This window comes from Streptomyces vulcanius, assembly GCF_042653945.1.
Classification (GTDB): domain Bacteria; phylum Actinomycetota; class Actinomycetes; order Streptomycetales; family Streptomycetaceae; genus Streptomyces; species Streptomyces mangrovi.
This window is the reverse complement of the sequence record NZ_JBHSFK010000009.1, coordinates 127,472-145,373: the sequence shown is the minus strand read 5'-3', so window position 1 is coordinate 145,373 and position 17,902 is coordinate 127,472. Positions and strand designations below refer to the sequence as shown.

At 73.0% G+C, this 17,902-nt stretch carries 14 protein-coding genes; 10 read left to right on the top strand and 4 right to left on the bottom strand.

Annotated features, from left to right (window positions below):
* Positions 1-62 precede the first annotated feature (62 nt).
* Positions 63-1,532 (top strand): purple acid phosphatase family protein, encoded by a 1,470-nt coding sequence (locus ACFPIH_RS15995; RefSeq protein ID WP_381172473.1) that lies wholly within the window; start codon positions 63-65, stop codon positions 1,530-1,532.
* On the opposite strand, the gene paaK is transcribed toward ACFPIH_RS15995, so the two are convergent.
* A complete protein-coding gene (gene paaK / locus ACFPIH_RS15990) occupies positions 1,498-2,796 on the bottom strand; it encodes a phenylacetate--CoA ligase PaaK (RefSeq protein WP_381172475.1) in 1,299 nt (432 codons plus the stop codon). The genes ACFPIH_RS15995 and paaK overlap by 35 nt on opposite strands.
* A 154-nt stretch (positions 2,797-2,950) precedes the next feature.
* Here paaK and ACFPIH_RS15985 point away from each other — a divergent pair, with 154 nt between their 5' ends.
* Positions 2,951-3,835 carry an alpha/beta fold hydrolase gene (locus ACFPIH_RS15985; protein ID WP_381172477.1) on the top strand — a complete coding sequence of 295 codons (885 nt, stop codon included), beginning with the start codon at positions 2,951-2,953 and terminating at the stop codon, positions 3,833-3,835.
* Here the strand turns inward: ACFPIH_RS15985 and ACFPIH_RS15980 are convergent.
* Positions 3,793-5,397 carry an acyl-CoA synthetase gene (locus tag ACFPIH_RS15980; RefSeq protein ID WP_381172479.1) on the bottom strand — a complete coding sequence of 535 codons (1,605 nt, stop codon included), beginning with the start codon at positions 5,395-5,397 and terminating at the stop codon, positions 3,793-3,795. The two genes, ACFPIH_RS15985 and ACFPIH_RS15980, sit on opposite strands and share 43 nt — an antisense overlap.
* 167 nt (positions 5,398-5,564) lie before the next feature.
* Here ACFPIH_RS15980 and ACFPIH_RS15975 point away from each other — a divergent pair, with 167 nt between their 5' ends.
* The 8 genes from ACFPIH_RS15975 to ACFPIH_RS15940 all read left to right on the top strand — a co-directional run bounded on the left by ACFPIH_RS15975 (position 5,565) and on the right by ACFPIH_RS15940 (position 14,503).
* Positions 5,565-6,365 carry a crotonase/enoyl-CoA hydratase family protein gene (locus tag ACFPIH_RS15975; RefSeq protein WP_381172481.1) on the top strand — a complete coding sequence of 267 codons (801 nt, stop codon included), beginning with the start codon at positions 5,565-5,567 and terminating at the stop codon, positions 6,363-6,365.
* A gap of 120 nt (positions 6,366-6,485) precedes the next feature.
* The gene (locus ACFPIH_RS15970) at positions 6,486-7,427 is read left to right on the top strand and encodes a Zn-ribbon domain-containing OB-fold protein (protein ID WP_381172483.1); all 942 of its coding nucleotides are present in this window, start codon (positions 6,486-6,488) and stop codon (positions 7,425-7,427) included.
* On the top strand, positions 7,424-8,467 hold the full coding sequence (locus tag ACFPIH_RS15965) for a thiolase domain-containing protein (RefSeq protein ID WP_381172486.1): 1,044 nt from the start codon (positions 7,424-7,426) through the stop codon (positions 8,465-8,467). The genes ACFPIH_RS15970 and ACFPIH_RS15965 overlap by 4 nt, the downstream gene beginning before the upstream one ends.
* A complete protein-coding gene (locus tag ACFPIH_RS15960; protein ID WP_381172488.1) occupies positions 8,464-9,630 on the top strand; it encodes a thiolase domain-containing protein in 1,167 nt (388 codons plus the stop codon). The genes ACFPIH_RS15965 and ACFPIH_RS15960 overlap by 4 nt, the downstream gene beginning before the upstream one ends.
* Before the next feature lie 82 nt (positions 9,631-9,712).
* Positions 9,713-9,955 (top strand): DUF397 domain-containing protein, encoded by a 243-nt coding sequence (locus tag ACFPIH_RS15955; RefSeq protein WP_381172490.1) that lies wholly within the window; start codon positions 9,713-9,715, stop codon positions 9,953-9,955.
* 120 nt (positions 9,956-10,075) lie between these two features.
* Positions 10,076-10,984 carry a universal stress protein gene (locus tag ACFPIH_RS15950; protein ID WP_381172492.1) on the top strand — a complete coding sequence of 303 codons (909 nt, stop codon included), beginning with the start codon at positions 10,076-10,078 and terminating at the stop codon, positions 10,982-10,984.
* Between the two features lie 121 nt (positions 10,985-11,105).
* Positions 11,106-13,898 (top strand): ATP-binding protein, encoded by a 2,793-nt coding sequence (locus ACFPIH_RS15945; protein ID WP_381172494.1) that lies wholly within the window; start codon positions 11,106-11,108, stop codon positions 13,896-13,898.
* Positions 13,899-14,005: 107 nt separating this feature from the next.
* The gene (locus tag ACFPIH_RS15940) at positions 14,006-14,503 is read left to right on the top strand and encodes a hypothetical protein (RefSeq protein ID WP_381172496.1); all 498 of its coding nucleotides are present in this window, start codon (positions 14,006-14,008) and stop codon (positions 14,501-14,503) included.
* A gap of 12 nt (positions 14,504-14,515) precedes the next feature.
* Here the strand turns inward: ACFPIH_RS15940 and ACFPIH_RS15935 are convergent, their stop codons facing one another.
* Together ACFPIH_RS15935 and ACFPIH_RS15930 are read right to left on the bottom strand one after the other, a co-directional pair.
* A complete protein-coding gene (locus ACFPIH_RS15935) occupies positions 14,516-16,465 on the bottom strand; it encodes an N-acetylmuramoyl-L-alanine amidase (protein ID WP_381172498.1) in 1,950 nt (649 codons plus the stop codon).
* 177 nt (positions 16,466-16,642) lie between these two features.
* Positions 16,643-17,782, bottom strand: a complete 1,140-nt coding sequence (locus ACFPIH_RS15930) for an aminoglycoside phosphotransferase family protein (protein ID WP_381172500.1) — start codon at positions 17,780-17,782, stop codon at positions 16,643-16,645.
* Positions 17,783-17,902 lie beyond the last annotated feature (120 nt).

Here is a 17,902-nt window from a genome sequence, read left to right as displayed (position 1 = left end):
CCGCCCCGGCCCGGCCGTCGGCACCACGTCCGCCGTTCACGGCGGAGGCGCACACCCCAGACATGCGCTGCTGTGTCCCCGCTCCCCTCGCCGCCCTGCCCGGTCCCCGTGAAGTGCTGCGCTCCGGCCTCCTGCTCGCCCCGGCCCTGCTGTCCAGGGCCCGTCCCCGTCACCCCCACCCCGTCGCCGCCGTCCACCTGGAACTGGTCACCCTGACCGAGACCAGCGCCGTCATCACCTGGCACACCGCCCTGCCCGGTACCGACGACGGCCTCGGCCGTATGCTGCCCGCGGTCACCGAGGGCGAGGTCGTCTACGGCACCCACCCCGCCCGGCTCCACCGCACCGCCGGGGAGGACCGGCCCACCGCACACCACCATGTGGAGCTCACCGGCCTGGAGCCGGGCCAGACGTACTACTACCAGGCCCGCTCCCGGGGCGTGGCCGCCACACCCACCTCCCTGCACCTGGTACGCGGCAACGCGGCCGGCACCTCACCCCACGGGCTCGGCTCGCACGGCGGCCCGTACTCCTTCACCACCCCGCAGCCCCCGCCCGGCCGCCACCTGATGTCCCTCGCGCTCTGCAACGACCTGCACGTCGGCGAGACCACCGCGGGGCTGGTGGGCGGTGTCCCCCTGCTGCGCGGGGTCGCCCAGCGGCCGGGACTCGCGCCGTATCCCGAGCTCATGGCCCGGGCGGTGGTCGCCGAGGCCCGCCGGCGCGGGGCGGACCTGCTGCTCGCCGCGGGCGACATCTCGGCCGGCGGCGCACCGCGCGACCTGGCGCAGGCCGGCCGGATCCTGGACGGCTTCGGCGCCCATGGCCGGGACTACCTCGTCGTACGCGGCAACCACGACCGGCCCGGGACCGACGGCGACACCTTCCGGCACCGGTTCGGTGCGGCGGACGGTCCCGGCTACTTCGTCCACGAGGCGGGCGGGCTGCGGATCGTCGGCCTCGACACCTACGAGAAGCAGGGCAACGGCGCCGACGCGGGCGGGCTCGGCGCCGAGCAGCTGTCCTGGTTGCGCCGCCTGCTGCGCGGGAACCGGGACCAGCCGACCGTGGTCTTCGGCCACCACCCGCTGACCGTACGGGACGCCCTCTTCCCGGTGGGCGCCGGCCAGCGCCTCGGCCGCCGCCAGGCCCGCGCGCTCCTGGAGGCCTACGCCGCCGCCCCGGGCGTCTTCCTCCACCACGCCGGCCACACCCACCGCAACAAGCGCACCCTGGTCGCGCTCGCGCCCCACGTGACCCACCAGGAGGTCGGTGCCGCCAAGGAGTATCCCGGCGGTTTCTGCCTGCTGCGGATCCACACCGGCGGCTACGCCCTGAACTTCTACCGCGCCCGGCGCGCCGAGGCCCTGGAGTGGAGCGAGCGCAGCCGCCGGATGGCCGGGGGCCTGTGGCCGCACCACGCGCTCGGCCGTTCGGTGACCGACCGCAACAGCGTGACCTCCCACGACCTGTCCGGCCTCACCCGCCCCGCCCTGTTCACGGGCGCGACCGCAGATCCACGATCCGCCTGATCTTGCCCACCGACCGCTCCAACGACTCCGGGTCGACGATCTCGACGGCGACCGACACCCCGATGCCGTCCTTCACGGCCGCCGCGATGGCGTGCGCGGCCGAGTCCCGGTCCCCGGCCGTCGCGTCGGGCCGGGCCTCCGCGCGCACCGTGAGGGCGTCGAGCCTGCCCTCGCGGGTCAGCCGGAGCTGGAAGTGGGGTGCCACGCCCGGGGTGCGCAGCACGATCTCCTCGATCTGTGTCGGGAAGAGGTTCACCCCGCGCAGGATGACCATGTCGTCGCTGCGGCCGGTCACCTTCCGCATCCTGCGGAAGACACGGGCCGTGCCGGGCAGCAGGGTGGTCAGATCCCGGGTGCGGTAGCGGACGACCGGCATCGCCTCCTTGGTCAGCGAGGTGAAGACCAGCTCGCCCTCCTCGCCCTCCGGCAGCACCTCGCCCGTGATCGGATCGACGACCTCCGGATAGAAGTGGTCCTCCCAGATGTGCAGCCCGTCCTTGGTCTCCACACACTCCTGCGCCACCCCCGGGCCGATCACCTCCGACAGCCCGTATATGTCGACCGCGTCGATCGCGAACCGCTCCTCGATCTCCTGCCGCATCCGCTCCGTCCAGGGCTCGGCACCGAAGATCCCCACCTCCAGGGACGTCGAACGCGGGTCGACGCCCTGCCGCTCGAACTCGTCCAGCAGGGTGAGCATGTAGGACGGGGTCACCATGACGATCCGGGGCTCCAGGTCCTGGATCAGCTGGACCTGACGGGACGTCATACCGCCGGACGCGGGGATCACCGTACAGCCGAGCCGCTCGGCGCCGTAGTGGGCGCCCAGGCCGCCGGTGAACAGGCCGTACCCGTACGCCACATGGACCGTGTCGCCCGGCCGGCCGCCCGCCGCACGGATCGAACGGGCCACCATGTCCGCCCACATGGACAGATCGGCGTCCGTGTAGCCGACGACCGTCGGCCGCCCTGTCGTGCCGCTGGAGGCGTGGACACGGCGGATGCGCTCGCGCGGCACGGCGAACATCCCGTACGGGTAGTGGGCGCGCAGGTCCGCCTTGGCGGTGAACGGGAAACGGGCAAGATCGGCGAGGGTGCGGCAGTCGTCGGGGTGGACGCCCGCCTTGTCGAAGGACTCCCGGTAGAACGGCGCGTTCGCGTACGCGTGCCGGAGGGTGGCTCGCAGCCGCTCCAGTTGCAGCGCCCGCAGCCTGGCCGGGTCGAGGCGTTCGCCCTCGTCCAGCAGGTGCCTCACATCCGACATGGTGACACTCCCTAGATGAACCGCAACAATTCGGGCGACCGATCATTCGGTAGAGGTGCTCGGGGCCAGTAATCCAGCCCGGAGCCGATCAAGCAAGGGGTCGGTCGTGGATTTCCGTTGCGGCCGAGCCGGTCACCCGCCGAGGATCGGGCACATGCCGACCTTCACCGCCCCCGACGGAACCGGGCTCGCGTACCACCTGCGCGGCGAGGGCGCCCCGCTCGTCGTCCTGCCCGGCGGGCCCATGCGGGCCTCCGCCTACCTCGGCGACCTGGGCGGCGTCACCGCGCGCCGCCGTCTGGCCCTGGTCGATCTGCGCGGCACGGGTGACTCCGCCGCGCCGGCGGATCCGGCGTCGTACCGCTGCGACCGGCAGGTCGACGACGTCGAGGCGCTCCGGGTCGAGCTGGGCCTGGACCGGATGGACCTGCTCGCGCACTCGGCCGGCGGCAGCCTGGCGATGCTGTACGCGGCCCGGTATCCGCACCGCGTGTCCCGACTGGCCCTGATCACCGTCACACCGTGGGCCCTGGGCGGCCCGGCCACGCCCCAGGACCGTCTGGCGGCGGCCCGGCTGCGGAAGGACGAGCCGTGGTTCGCGAGGGCGTTCCCGGCGTTCGAGGCCTGGCTGACGGGCGGGGAGGAACCCGACTGGACGGTGGTCGCGCCGTTCTTCCACGGCCGCTGGGACGACACCGCCCGCGCCCATGACGCCGCCACCGACGAGCAGACCAACGCCGAGGCCGGAGAACGCTTCCTCGACCCCGCCGCCTTCGACCCGCCCGCCCTGCGTACCGCCCTCGCGGCCGTCGCCGCGCCTGTCCTCGTCCTCGCCGGTGAAGTGGACGGCGGTCCACGCCCCGAGCCGGCCCGGGTGGTCGCGGATGCCTTCCCGGGCGCCGAGTTCACCGTGCAGTCCGGCGCGGGCCACTATCCGTGGCTGGACGACCCGGAGTGGTTCGCCTCGCGGGTCGTCGACTTCCTCGACGGCGGTGCTCAGCCGTTCTCCGTCACCGCCACCTCGCGTGCCCAGCGGTAGTCCGCCTTGCCGCTGGGGGAGCGGCGGATGGTGTCGGTGATGACCAGCTGGCGGGGGATCTTGTAACCGGCGAGCCGGCTCCGGCAGTGGGTCTGGATGTCCTCCAGGGAGGGGCGCGGGGCCCCGGTGCGGATCTGGACCACCGCCGCCACATGGTTGCCCCAGGTCGGGTCCGGTACGCCCGCCACCAGGGCGTCGTACACGTCCGGGTGTGACTTCAGGGCCTGCTCGACCTCCTCGGGGTACACCTTCTCGCCCCCGGTGTTGATGCACTGCGAGCCACGGCCGAGGACGACGACCACGCCGTCCTCGTCGACGGTGGCCATGTCCCCGAGCAGTACCCAGCGCTCGCCGCCCTTCTGGAAGAAGGTCTCGGCGGTTTTCACCGGGTCGTTGTAGTAGCCGAGGGGGACGTGACCGCGCTGGGCGACCCGGCCGACCTCGCCCGGCGCGATCGGCTCGTACGTCGCCGGATCGACAACCTGTGTACGGGAGTTGACGCGGATGCGGAAGCCGCGCTCGGGGCCGGAGTCGTCCGTCGCCGTGCCGTTGAAGCCGGACTCGGAGGACCCGAAGTTGTTCAGCAGCATCGCATTGGGCATCAGCGCCCGGAACTGACCGCGGACGGTGTCCGACATGATCGCCCCGGACGAGGACACGCTGAACACCGACGAGCAGTCCGTGCCCTTCATCGGCCCTTCGAGCGCGTCGATCAGCGGGCGCAGCATCGCGTCGCCGACCAGGGAGATACTGGTGACCTTCTCCTTCTCGATCGTCCGCAGCACCTCCTCGGGCACGAACTTGCGGTGGATCACCACCCGTTGCCCGAAGTTGAAGCCGATGAAGGCGGTGAGGGTGGAGGTGCCGTGCATCAGCGGGGGAGTGGGGAAGAAGGTGATCCCCGTACCGCCGGCCGCCACCCGCTCGGCGATCTCCTCCGGCTTCTTCACCGGCTCACCCGTGGGTGAGCCGCCGCCCAACCCCGAGAAGAACAGGTCTTCCTGACGCCACATCACACCCTTGGGCATGCCTGTCGTGCCGCCGGTGTAGATGATGAACTGGTCGTCGCCCGAGCGGGGCGGGAACCCGCGCTCCGGCGAACCGGCCGCCTCGGCGTCCGTGAACGCGGTGACACCGTCACCGGCCGGTCCGACACACACCAGCTGCCGCAGCGCCGGGGCCTGCGGCAGGGCCGCCGCCACCCGGTCCGCGAACTCCGCGTCGAAGACCAGCCCGACCAGGTCGGCGTCCCGGTACAGATAGACCAACTCGTCTTCCACGTACCGGTAGTTGACATTGACCGGCACGATCCGGGCCTTCAGGCAGCCAAGCACCGTCTGGAGGTACTCGACGCCGTTGTAGAGGTGGAGGCCGACGTGCTCGCCCGGCCGGATCCCGCTGTCCAGGAGGTGGTGGCCGATGCGGTTGGCCGCCGCGTCCAGCTCCGCGTACGTCAGCCGGCGCTCCGCACCCGTGCCGGGATGGTCGACGTACACGAGCGCCTCGCGGTCCGCCGCCACATCGACGACCGACTCGAACAGGTCGGCAAGGTTGTACTCCAACTGTTCCTCCTGGCCTCGCTCCGAACCGGCTGCCGGTCATCACAGCAAAGGGGGGCGCAACTGTGAAGGGGGCGGCACGAAGAAATCTGACTGAGTGTCAGAAAACCCTTGAAGTGCCTCCGCGCCTCCTGCAACCTGTTCTCGTTCTTTCCGAGGGGAGATGTGTGATGGGCGGAACCGAACACCTCACCGTGCAGCGCGAGGGCGCCACACTCGTGCTCACGCTCAACCGGCCCGAGGCGAAGAACGCGCTCTCGATCGCGATGCTCGTCGGCCTCTACGACGGCTGGCTGGAGGCCGACGAGGACGACTCGATCCGGTCGATCGTGTTCACGGGCGCGGGCGACTCGTTCTGCGCCGGCATGGACCTCAAGGCCCTCGCCGGGCGGGGCATGGCGGGCGAGCAGTACCGGGAACGGCTCAAGGCCGACCCCGACCTGCACTGGAAGGCGATGCTCCGCCACCACCGGCCGCGCAAGCCGGTGATCGCCGCCGTCGAGGGGTACTGCGTGGCGGGCGGTACCGAGATGCTCCAGGGCACCGACATCCGGGTCGCGGGCCAGTCGGCCACGTTCGGGCTCTTCGAGGTGAAGCGCGGACTGTTCCCGATCGGCGGCTCGACGGTCCGGCTGCAACGGCAGATCCCGCGCACCCACGCCCTGGAGATGCTGCTCACCGGCCGGTCCTACACCGCCCGCGAGGCGGCCGACATCGGCCTGGTCGGGCATGTCGTGCCCGACGGCAAGGCCCTGGAGAAGGCGCTGGAGATCGCCGAACGGATCAACGCGTGTGGGCCGTTGGCCGTGGAGGCGGTCAAGGCGTCGGTGTACGAGACCGCGGAGCTGACCGAGACCGAGGGACTCGCCGCCGAACTCGCCCGGGGCTGGCCGGTGTTCGACACCGCCGACGCGAAGGAAGGCGCCCGGGCGTTTTCGGAGAAACGGGCACCGGTCTACAAGCGGGCGTGATGCGCCGTTCGGAAGGCTGCGGACCGTGGTGGCTGGTCGCGCCCACGCGGCGGAGCCGCAAATGCTACAGCCCCGCGCCCCTTCGGGGCGCGCCGCCCCATCGAAGGAGGCAAGCCCCCGATGCCCGAAGTACTCAAAGCCCCGCTCGTTGTCGAGTTTCCGTTCACGCGGTCCCTCGGGCCCGTCCAGAGTGCGTTTCTCACCGGCCTGCGTGAGCAAGTCGTCCTCGGTGTGACGACCACCGACGGCCGCACCCTCGTGCCGCCCGTCGAGTACGACCCCGTCACCGCCGACGACCTGCGGGACCTGGTCGAGGTGGCGCCCACCGGCACCGTCACCACCTGGGCCTGGAACCACGCCCCCCGCCGCGGCCAGCCCCTCACCACCCCCTTCGCCTGGGTGCTGGTCCGGCTCGACGGCGCCGACACCGCCCTTCTGCACGCCCTCGACGCCCCCGGCCCCGACGCCGTCCGCACCGGCATGCGCGTCCGGATCCGCTGGGCCGAGGAGCGCGCCGGAGCCATCACCGACATCGCCTGCTTCGAGCCGTACGACGGCGGCCCGGCCGAACTCACCGGCAGCGATGGTGAGTTCGCGGACCCTGTCGGCGGCATCGTCGCCCCGGCGCGTCTCGACTACACCTACTCGCCCGGCCGGGCCCAGACCGCCTACATCAACGCCCTCGCCGACCGCAGGACCGTCGGCGAGCGCTGCCCGTCCTGCCGGAAGGTGTACGTCCCGCCCCGGGGCGCCTGTCCCACCTGCGGTGTCGCCACGGCGGAACAGGTGGAGGTCGGGCCCGGCGGGACCGTCACCACCTTCTGCATCGTCAACATCAAGGCGCGCAACCTCGACATCGAAGTCCCGTACGTCTACGCCCACATCGCCCTCGACGGCGCCGACCTCGCGCTGCACGGCCGGATCGGCGGCATCCCGTACGACCAGGTGCGGATGGGACTGCGGGTCGAACCGGTGTGGACGGAAGGCGGTCGCTATCCGGACCACTACCGGCCGACCGGCGAACCCGACGCGGACTACGACACGTACAAGGAGGAACTGTGAGCCGGGACATCGCCGTCGTCGCCTTCGCCCAGTCCGACACCCTGCGCACCACCGAGGAGGTGTCCGAGGTCGAGATGCTCATGCCGGTCCTGCACGCGGTCCTCGCGCAGACCGGCCTGAAGACCGCCGACATCGGCTTCACCTGCTCCGGCTCCAGTGACTACCTGGCCGGCCGCGCCTTCTCCTTCACCCTCGCCCTCGACGGCGTCGGCGCCTGGCCGCCGATCTCCGAGTCGCACGTCGAGATGGACGGCGCCTGGGCGCTGTACGAGGCGTGGACCAAGCTGCTCACCGGGGACGCCGACACCGCCCTCGTGTACTCGTACGGCAAGTCCTCGCCCGGCTCGCTGCGGGACGTGCTCACCCGGCAGCTCGACCCCTATTACGTCGCCCCCCTGTGGCCCGACTCCGTCGCCCTCGCCGCCCTCCAGGCGCAGGCGCTCATCGACGCGGGCGAGACCGACGAACCCGCGCTCGCGGCGATCGGCGCGCGCAGCCGCGGCACCGGCAACCCGCACGCCCAGCTGCGCGGCCCGGTGCCGCCCGGCGACTACGTCGTACGGCCCCTGCGCACCGGCGACTGCCCGCCGGTCGGCGACGGCGCCGTCGCCGTGATCCTCGCGGCCGGGGAGCGGGCCCGTGAACTCTGTGAGCGCCCCGCGTGGATCCGGGGCGTCGACCACCGCATCGAGGCCCACTCGCTCGGCGTGCGCGACCTCACCGACTCGCCCTCCACCCGGCTGGCCGCCGAGCGGGCCGGCGTCTTCGAACGGCCCGTCGACACCGCGGAGTTGCACGCGCCGTTCACCGCGCAGGAGGTCGTCCTGCGCCGGGCCCTGAAGCTCGGCGACGACGTCCGCGTCAACCCGTCCGGCGGCGCCCTCGCCGCCAACCCGATGATGGCCGCGGGCCTCGCCCGCGTCGGCGAGGCCGCCGCCCGCATCCACCGGGGCGAGTCCGACCGCGCGCTCGCCCACGCCACGTCCGGACCGTGTCTGCAACAGAACCTGGTCGCCGTACTGGAAGGGGATCCGCGATGAGCAAGGAGCCCGTGGCCGTCGTCGGCGTCGGCCAGACCAAGCACGTAGCCGCCCGCCGGGACGTGTCCATCGCGGGACTGGTCCGCGAGGCGGCCCGGCGCGCCCTCGACGACGCCGAGCTGACCTGGGCCGACATCGACGCCGTCGTCATCGGCAAGGCGCCCGACTTCTTCGAGGGCGTGATGATGCCCGAGCTGTACCTCGCCGACGCGCTCGGCGCGGTGGGCAAACCCATGCTGCGGGTACACACGGCGGGCAGCGTGGGCGGGTCCACCGCGCTCGTCGCCGCCAACCTGGTCGCGGCCCGCGTCCACGGCACCGTCCTCACCCTCGCCTTCGAAAAACAGTCCGAATCCAACGCCATGTGGGGGCTCTCCCTGCCCATCCCCTTCCAGCAGCCGCTGCTGGCCGGGGCGGGCGGCTTCTTCGCCCCGCACGTGCGCGCCTACATGCGGCGCAGCGGCGCGCCCGACACCGTCGGCTCCCTGGTCGCCTACAAGGACCGGCGCAACGCGCTCAAGAACCCCTACGCCCACCTCCACGAGCACGACATCACCCTGGAGAAGGTCCAGGCCTCGCCGATGCTGTGGGACCCGATCCGCTACTCCGAGACCTGCCCGTCCTCCGACGGCGCCTGCGCGATGGTCCTCACCGACCGCGCCGGAGCGGCCCGTTCGCCCCGGCCGCCCGCCTGGATGCTGGGCGGCGCGATGCGCAGCGAACCCACCCTGTTCGCGGGCAAGGACGCCGTGTCACCCCAGGCGGGGAAGGACTGCGCGGCCGACGTCTACCGCCAGGCCGGGATCACCGACCCGCGCCGCGACATCGACGCCGTCGAGATGTACGTGCCGTTCTCCTGGTACGAGCCCATGTGGCTGGAAAACCTCGGCTTCGCCGACGAGGGCGAGGGCTGGAAGCTCACCGAGTCCGGCGTCACCGAGCTCGACGGCGACCTGCCCGTCAACATGTCGGGTGGTGTCCTGTCCACCAATCCGATCGGCGCCTCCGGCATGATCCGCTTCGCGGAGGCCGCGCTCCAGGTGCGCGGCCAGGCCGGAGAACACCAGGTGGAACGGGCCCGCAGAGTCCTCGGGCACGCCTACGGCGGCGGCTCGCAGTTCTTCTCCATGTGGCTTGTGGGAGCGCGCCCGCCGGAGTCCTGAAAGGTCCGGCCGACGTGCACTGTCGGCACCGGTGGGCGATCGCTAGGCTGGCCGCGGACGACGAACCGGGAGGAGCACGGACGTGGCCGAGAGCACCATCCAGCAGCAGCCGCTCACGGGCTGGGACAAGCCGGAGCTGGACCTCAGCAACGCCGAGTGGCAGTCCAGCAGCCGGGGGCGGGGGGATGTCCAGATCGCCTTCGTCGAGGGATTCATCGCGATGCGCAACAGTCGCCGCCCTGAGAGTCCCTCCTTGATCTTCACCCCCGCGGAGTGGGGCGCGTTCGTGTCGGGCGCGCGGGAGGGGGAGTTCGACCTGACCTGAGACCGTCGGTGGCTCATTTTCCGGACACGCGACCTCGTACGCCCTCCTGGGGCCCGGCCTGGGCAAGGCTGGCCCCCATCAGGACAGCTTGACGAGGTTCGTCATCCGGAGGTGAGGACCATGAGCACCACCCTGCCGGTGGTCGCGGCTGTCGACGGATCCGAGGACAGTCTGCGCGCCCTGGACTGGGCCGCGGACACCGCCCGCCGACGCGGGGCGCCGCTGCGGGTGGCGCACGTACGCCACCACTTCGCCTGGACGCGGCCGGACGCCCTCGACGCCTCCGTCGTCGTACCCCCGCCGCCGCGGGACGACCCGGTGCTGGCCGCCGCCCGCGCCCGGCTCGGGGAGCGATCGCGGGGGACGGAGTACGTCTCCCTCGACGGCGCCCCGGGCGCGCTGCTCCCCCAACTCGGTACCGAGGCTCGGCTGTTGGTGCTCGGCTCACGTGGGCGCGGCGGCTTCGCCAGCCTGGTGCTCGGCTCCAACGGCCTGACCGCGGCCCGTGACGCCGAGTGCCCGGTCGTCGTCGTGCCCCGGCCCGGCCGCGAGGTCGACGACCCGCTGCCCGCCGAACCAGGGCGCCGGGTGGTCGTGGGCCTGAAGGTGGACGGCCCCGACGATGCCGCCCTCGACCTCGCCTTCACGGAGGCCGCGCTGCGCGACGCCCGCCTCCAGGTGGTCGCCGCCTACCCCTGGCCGGTCCAGAGCTGGGCCGCCCCCGAAGACCTCGCCCTGCCCGTCTACGACCAGGACGCCCTCGAACACGAGACCCGCATCCTCGCCGACGGCTTCCTCGCCCCGCACCGCGAACGCCACCCCGGCGTCCCCGTGGACTCCCTGCCGGTGCCCGGCGACGCGGCGGGCCTCCTCGTCGCCGCCTCCCAAGGCGCCGAGCTGGTCGTCGTCGGCCGCCATCGCCGCCGGCTGCTCGCCCCCGCCCGCATGCTGGGCTCCGTCACCCACGCCGTGCTGCTGCACGCGGCGGGTCCCGTCGCGGTGGTACCCCCGGCACCGGCCGAGGAATGAGCGCGGCCTCCCGGATCGGGGCGCCGGGCCGTTGCCCCGAGGCGTACGCTGAGGTCCCTGGAGGTCACGGTGCGTCGCCGCTCCCCGCGCGGTGCCGGGCGCCGTGGCCGGGGGGTGGGCCATGGGGCAGGCGGTCGTGCGCGACAGACGGACCCTCTTCGAACGCGAGAGCCAACTCGCCGCGATCGACGAGGCGTTGACGGAACTCACCGGGTCGCACCCACCCGGCGAGACGCTGCCCGGTGCCGGTCCCGGACAGCCGGCCACCGCCTCGCCGGGCGCCGTGCCGCATGGCGCCGCACCGGCGGGAGCGACGAGTTCCGGCGCCGTGCTGTCACCCACCGCCGGGTCGTCCGGGCGGCCCCGTGGTGGGCTGCTGGTGTTCGCCGGGCGGGGCGGTGTCGGGAAGACCACGCTTCTCGGGGAGGTCCGACGGCGGGCGGTGGGCCGGGGCTGCGCCGTGCTGTCCGCACGCGGCGGCGACCAGGAGCAGCGGGTCGCCTTCCACGTAGCCCGCCAGCTCCTCCAGCCACGCTTCGCAGCCTCGACAGAGGCCGATCTCCGTGCCGCGCTGGGCAGTTGGTACGACATCGTCGGCCCCGCCCTCGGCCTGTGCGCCCCCAACGACGGCGCGCCCCCCGACCAACAGGGCCTGCGCGACGGCCTCGACTGGGTACTCACCCAACTCGCCGTCCGCAGCGCCCCGTTGGTCCTCGTCCTCGACGACGCCCACTGGGCCGACCCCGAATCCCTCAGCTGGCTCGCCGGGTTCGCGCCCCGCGCCGAGGAACTCCCGCTGCTGATGGCCGTCGCCTACCGGCCCGAGGAACTCCCCGCGCACGCCGAGGCGTTCCGCTCCCTGCCCGGCCGGGCGGGCAGCCGGCCCATCGGGCTCGAACCGCTCAGCCAGGCCGCCGTCTCCCGCCTCGTGCGCGAGACCCTGGGCACCCCCGCCGACACCGCCTTCTGCCAGGAGTGCTGGGCCGTCACCGCGGGCAACCCCTTCGAGACCGTCGAACTCCTCGCCAAGGTCCGCGACCGCGGCCTGGCCCCCACCGAGTCCGGCGCCCCGCTGCTGCGCGACCTGGCCGCCGCAATCAAGGGCAGCGGTCTCGTCGCCCGCCTCGAATGCCTGGGCACCTCCACCGTCCGCTTCGCCTGGGCCTGCGCCGTCCTCGGCACCGAGATCCCCCCGGCCCTCGCCGCCGCCGTCGCCGGACTCGGCCACGAGGAGGCCGCCGACGCAGCCGACGCCCTGCGCGACGCACGCATCCTCACCGGCGTCGGCACCCTGGAGTTCGTCCACCCGCTGATCGCCACCGCCGTCTACCGGGCCATCCCGGCCGGTGTCCGCGTCGCCCTGCACGGCCAGGCCGCCTGGTGCGTGACCGACGCGGGCCAGGGGCCCTCCGCCGCCGCCCGCCACCTCCTGGAGACCCACCCCGAGGGCGACCCCTGGGTCGTCCGGCAGTTGCGCGCCGCGGCCCGCGAGACCCTCCGCGCCGGCGCCCCCGACACCGCCCGCGCCCACCTCGCCCGCGCCCTGCGCGAACCCCCGCCCGCACACGAACGCGCCGCCGTCCTCCACGAACTCGGCAGCGCCTCCCTCCTCACCGAACCCGCCACCACCGTCAACCACCTCCGCGCCGCCCTCGACGAGCCGATCACCGACCCGGCCCTGCGCCGGCACATCGTCTACCGCCTCTCCCAGGTCCTCGCCCACAGCGACCGCCTCGCCGAGGCCTCCGACACCCTCGCCCGCGAGATCAGGGTCACCCAGGACCCCAAAGACCGGCTGCGGCTGCTCTCCGAACAGTTCATGTGGGACGCCTTCCGCGCCGACGAACCCGATCACCCCGCCCGCTCCCGCCGGCTGGCCCGCCTCGCCGACCGGCTCACCGGCCGCGACCTCACCGAGCGGTACGTCATCGGGCTGCGCACCTGGGACGCGATCCAGCGCGGCGAGCCCGCCCACGTCGCCCTCCAGCACGCCGAACGCGCCCTCGACGGCGGCCTGGGCTGGGCCGAGCCCGACCGCCTCTTCGAGGTCCCCGTCCTGGTCGCCCTCGCCTTCACCTACGCCGACCGCCCCGACCGCACCGAGGAACTCTTCGCCGCCGGGATCGCCGACTTCGAGAAGCAGGGCTGGCGCGGCGCCCACCTCTCCTTCGGCTACACCCTCCTCGGGTACGTCCGCCTCCGCCGCGGCCGGCTCGCCGAGGCCGAGGACCTCGTCCGCGCGGGCCTGCGCCTCGCCGAACGCGTCGGCCCCGGCACCCCCGCCCACTGGTACGCCGTGGGCATCCTGATCGAGACCCTCCTCGCCCGCGGCCGGGTCGCCGAGGCCACAAGAACCGCCGCCGACCACGCCTTCGCGGCACCCTTCCCGGCCGCGGTCGTCTTCCCCGACGCCCAGACCGTCCACGGCGAGCTCCTCCTCGCCCGCGGCCTTACGGGGCAGGCGGCGGCGGAGCTCGCCTCGGTGGGCCGGCGCCTGGACCGCCGCGGCATCCGCAACCCCGCCTGGTGCCCCTGGCAGCTCCACCTGGCCCGCGCCCAGGCCCACGACGCCCCGGAACTCGCCCACGCCACCGCCCGCGAAGCCCTCACCCGAGCCCGCCACTTCGGCACCCCGTCGGCCATCGGCCAGGCGTTGCGCACAGCGGCGGAGGTCACGACGGGCGCGACGCGCGTCGACTACCTGAAAGAGGCCGTCCACCACCTGGAACAGTCCTCGGCGACTTACGAACTGGCCTGCGCGCTGGTGGCGCTGGGTACCGAACTGCGCCGGAAGGGCGAGACGGAGGCTGCGGACTATCTTGAGCGAGGTCATGACATGGCCCGGCGATGTGGAGCCGACGGCCTGGCGGAAGCATCGGGCATGTTGTTGCCGACGTCAGGGAGGGCTACCTAGGGGCGCGGGGCCGAGTCGATGTGCGGCTCCGCCGCGTGGGCGCGACCAGCACCCCAAAGCCCCACCCATTCGACGCACCCGTACGACGGGCCACGTACCATTACGACATGTCGTTCCTCCGCCGCCGCAGCGCCACCCCCGCCGGGCCCGACTTCGACGTTCTGGCCATGGATCCGGGCGACTGGCCCGGCAATCTCGGCGCCGGCCTGCTGCCCGCCCCCGACGGCAGCTGCCAGGGGGTTTTCCTGCGCTACGACCTGTTCGGCGGTCGTGGCCCCGCGATGATCATCGGCAACCTCCCCGAGGGCTCCCCGGCCCGGGACATCGCCGACGACGAGGTCCCCTTCGAGGTGGCCCAGCTGCTGCTCGCGCTGGAGAACGACGAGGAGGTGACCGTCGTGGGCACCGAGGACATGCCGGTCATGCAGGGCGACAACCTCCTCATCGTGCGGCGCCTGAAGCTCTCCGAGGGCCGGATCTCCTGCGTCCAGTTCGACCGCAGCGACAACGTCCTGGTGACCATCGCCGCCTGGGACCGTCCCATCACGGACGACCTGTACGCCCTGCTGAAACCGCTCCCGGCGGAACTGTTCCAGCAGGGCTGAGACGCCGCCGCCCTACACGACCGTCACATCGGCGGCCCGGACGAACGCCACCCGGTGGCCGTACTGGATCTCGTAGTACAGGTCCTTGCCGACCACCACCCGGTGCGTGGCCGGGTCGAAGCCGACCGCGTAGAAGTACTCGCCGGGCACCTTGTCACCGGCGACGTACGTCTGGCCCTTCGGCAGCTTGTACGGCAGCGCGGAGACCGCCTGCACCGGCACCCCGGACGGGTACGCGGACGACTCCGGGTAGGCGCGCCCGTAGACCGGGACGCTGTCCTTGCCCGCCTTGGGCGTGATCAGCACACCGGTCGAGGCCACCGCCGCGGGCGCCGCCTTGGGGTTGCGCAGCCAGGCCTTCTGGCCCAGGTACCAGATCGCCGTCCAGTCGCCCCAGGTGTCGGCGACGGCGTACTGCTGGCCGGTGGAAACCCGTGAGGAGAGGTCGTTGACGCCCGTGGTCGGGGTCGCGCCGGCCTCCCCGACGTCCTTGATCAGAGCCGACTTCTCGTCGTGGTCGGAGTACAGCCGCACCGCGCCGGAGCCGTGCGCCGCGCACGGCTTGCCCGCGCCGGCGCAGCCCGTGTACGCGGGCTTGTTGGCGGTGTAGTCGGGCCGGATCGTCACCACGTCACCGCTCGCGCGCGCCACGGCCCCGAAGGGCTTGCCCAGCAGCTCGAAGTAGTGCCGCCAGTCCCAGTACGGGCCCGGGTCGGTGTGCATCCCGGGAATGGCCGCCGTGGTCGGGCCCGGCACGGTGTCGTGGCCGAGGATGTGCTGCCGGTCCAGCGGGATGCCGTACTTCGCCGCCAGATACGCCACCAGTCGCGCCGACGCCTTGTACATCGCCTCCGTGTACCAGGAGTCCGGCTGGGCGAGGAAGCCCTCGTGCTCCACGCCGATCGACTTGGAGTTGACGTACCAGTTGCCCGAGTGCCAGGCCACGTCCTTCGCCTTGACGTGCTGGGCGATATGGCCGTCGGTGGAGCGCAGCGAGTAGTTCCAGGAGACGAAGGTGGGGTCCTGGACCGAGTTGACGACCCCCTCCCAGCCGCCCTCGGTGTCGTGGACGACGAGGTACCGGATGGACGAGGACGTCGGCCGGTCGCTCTCGTCGTGGTTGCCGTAGTCGCCGTCGCCGAACTCCTCGTACGGCGCCGGGATCCACTCGCAGGACACCGTCGACGGGCACTCGGTGCCCGCCGCGGACACCGTGCGCAGACCGGTCCGCGCCAGCTGGGCGGTGTGCGGGACCAGGCCCGGCCGCGCGGCCAGGGCGACCCGCTCCCCGGCGTCCGTGACCCGCTCCTCGCCGGTGCGCAGCGCCTCGTACACGTCGTTCGCGTAGGCCGCGGCCGTCGCGCGGTCGTCCGCGCCCGAGAAGCGGGCCACCGCGCCGTACCAGTCCGCCGGATCGGAGCTCAGCGGCTCGCCCAGCTGCCGCTGCGCGGCGGCCAGCAGGGCCGCGCCGCCCGCCACGTTGGCCGCGGGGACCGTGCGCAGTGCCTCGGCGTCGAGGCCGGTCAGCTCGGCCGCCCTGGGGAGGGTGGTCAGCCGGGCCGGCAGCTCGGCGTCCGACGGCGGCCGCGAGACCTGGCGCCGGGCCGGGCGGGCGTCGTCGCCGCGGGCGTCAGACGGATCCGCGCCGTGCTGCGGGGCCGTGGCCAGGGCGGTACGCGCGTCCGTGAGATGCATCGGGCCGTAACCGCCGCTGACGCTGGGCGCCCCGGCGTGGGTGTCCCAGCGGGACTGGAGGTAGGAGACGCCCAGCAGCACGCTCTGCGGTACGTGGTACTGGGCCGCCGCTGCGGCGAAGGCCTCCTTCAGGCCGCGCGGGCCGGGGTACGCGGCCGACGGCGCGGCGCCGAGCAGCGGCAGCAGCAGAGCCGCCGACGCGACGGCACCGGCGGCTCTGCGGGTGGGGCGAGGCGGTCTGAGACGGTGGGTGACGGGTCGAGGCACGGCGGTCTCTCCTCCGATGGCCGGTAACCGGTAGCCGATGATCCGTCAATAATGCCCACATATGGGATACATGCTGGATATTTGCGGTGAAAGGGTGACCGGCGCGTCCTCGTGTCGGGTGACGCACGGAAGGCCGCGGTGCGCCGCCGTTCTGGCGCACCGCGGCCTTCCGTCCCCTCAGCGAGTGCCGACCGCCGCGCGCACGGCCCGACGGGCGAGCTGGCAGTCGTCGTGCAGCCGCCGCAGCAGCAGCCGCTGTTCCTCGCCGGACGGCGCGGCACCCGGGTGGGCCGCGCCCGGGGCCGTCGGGGTCGTGTCGTGCATCGAACGCTGCACGGCCGTCTCGTAGGTACGGATCTCCCGGGTCAGGACCAGCATCAGGTTCACCAGGAAGGCGTCCCGGGAGGCCGGGCCCGCCTGCTGGGCGAGCTGGCTGATCTGACGGCGCGCCACCGGCGCGTCACCGAGGACCGACCACAGCGTGGCCAGGTCGTAGCCCGGCAGATACCAGCCCGCGTGCTCCCAGTCCACCAGCACTGGACCGGCCGGGGACAACAGGATGTTCGACAGGAGGGCGTCGCCGTGACAGAACTGGCCCAGGCCCTGCCGGCCCGCGGAGGTCGCGATGCCGTGCAGCAGCTTCTGCAGGTCACCCAGATCCCGGTCGGTGAGCAGACCCAGTTCGTGGTAGCGGGAGATACGGGACGCGTAGTCCAGCGGTGCGTCGAAGGTGCCGGCCGGTGGGCGCCAGGCGTTGAGCCGGCAGATGGCGCCCAGCGCCGCCCGGATGTCGGCCCGGGGCGGGGTCTCCACGGGATGCCGTTGCAGTGCCGCGACCCTGCCGGGCATCCGTTCGATGACCAGGGTGCAGTTGTCCGGGTCCGCCGCGATCAGTCTTGGCGCGCGCACCGGAGGGCGCTGCCGGACGAACGTGCGGTATGCGGCTATCTCGTGCCTGATCCGCTCCGCCCACACGGGGGAGTGGTCGAGTAAACACTTCGCGACGGCCGTACTTCGTCCGGTCGTGCCGACCAGGAGCACCGAGCGCCCGCTGCGGCGCAGTACCTGGACCGGGGCGAACTCGGGGCAGATCCGGTGCACCGAGGCGATCGCCGTGCGCAGCTGCGCGCCCTGGGGACCGGACAGGTCGAGTCTCCCGCTGAGCGGTTGCGTGCCGAGCCCCGCCGTACGCCGGGCCGGACCCGCACCGAGCGTGGGGGCCGCCGGCCGTGCCGGGGCGAGATAGGGGCCGCCACCGCCCGGACGGGTGTGCAGCGACCGGGGCGGGGCGGACACGGAGGACGATGCTGCGTACATGGGCGAAACAGATCCCTTCGTGTGCCTGCTAGTCAAAGCGCTGCCCCGCCCGACCGCCCGGGTGCACCCTGGGGAATGTCCCTCGGCGACCGGGTCGGGGTGGCGCTTTCCTACCTGACA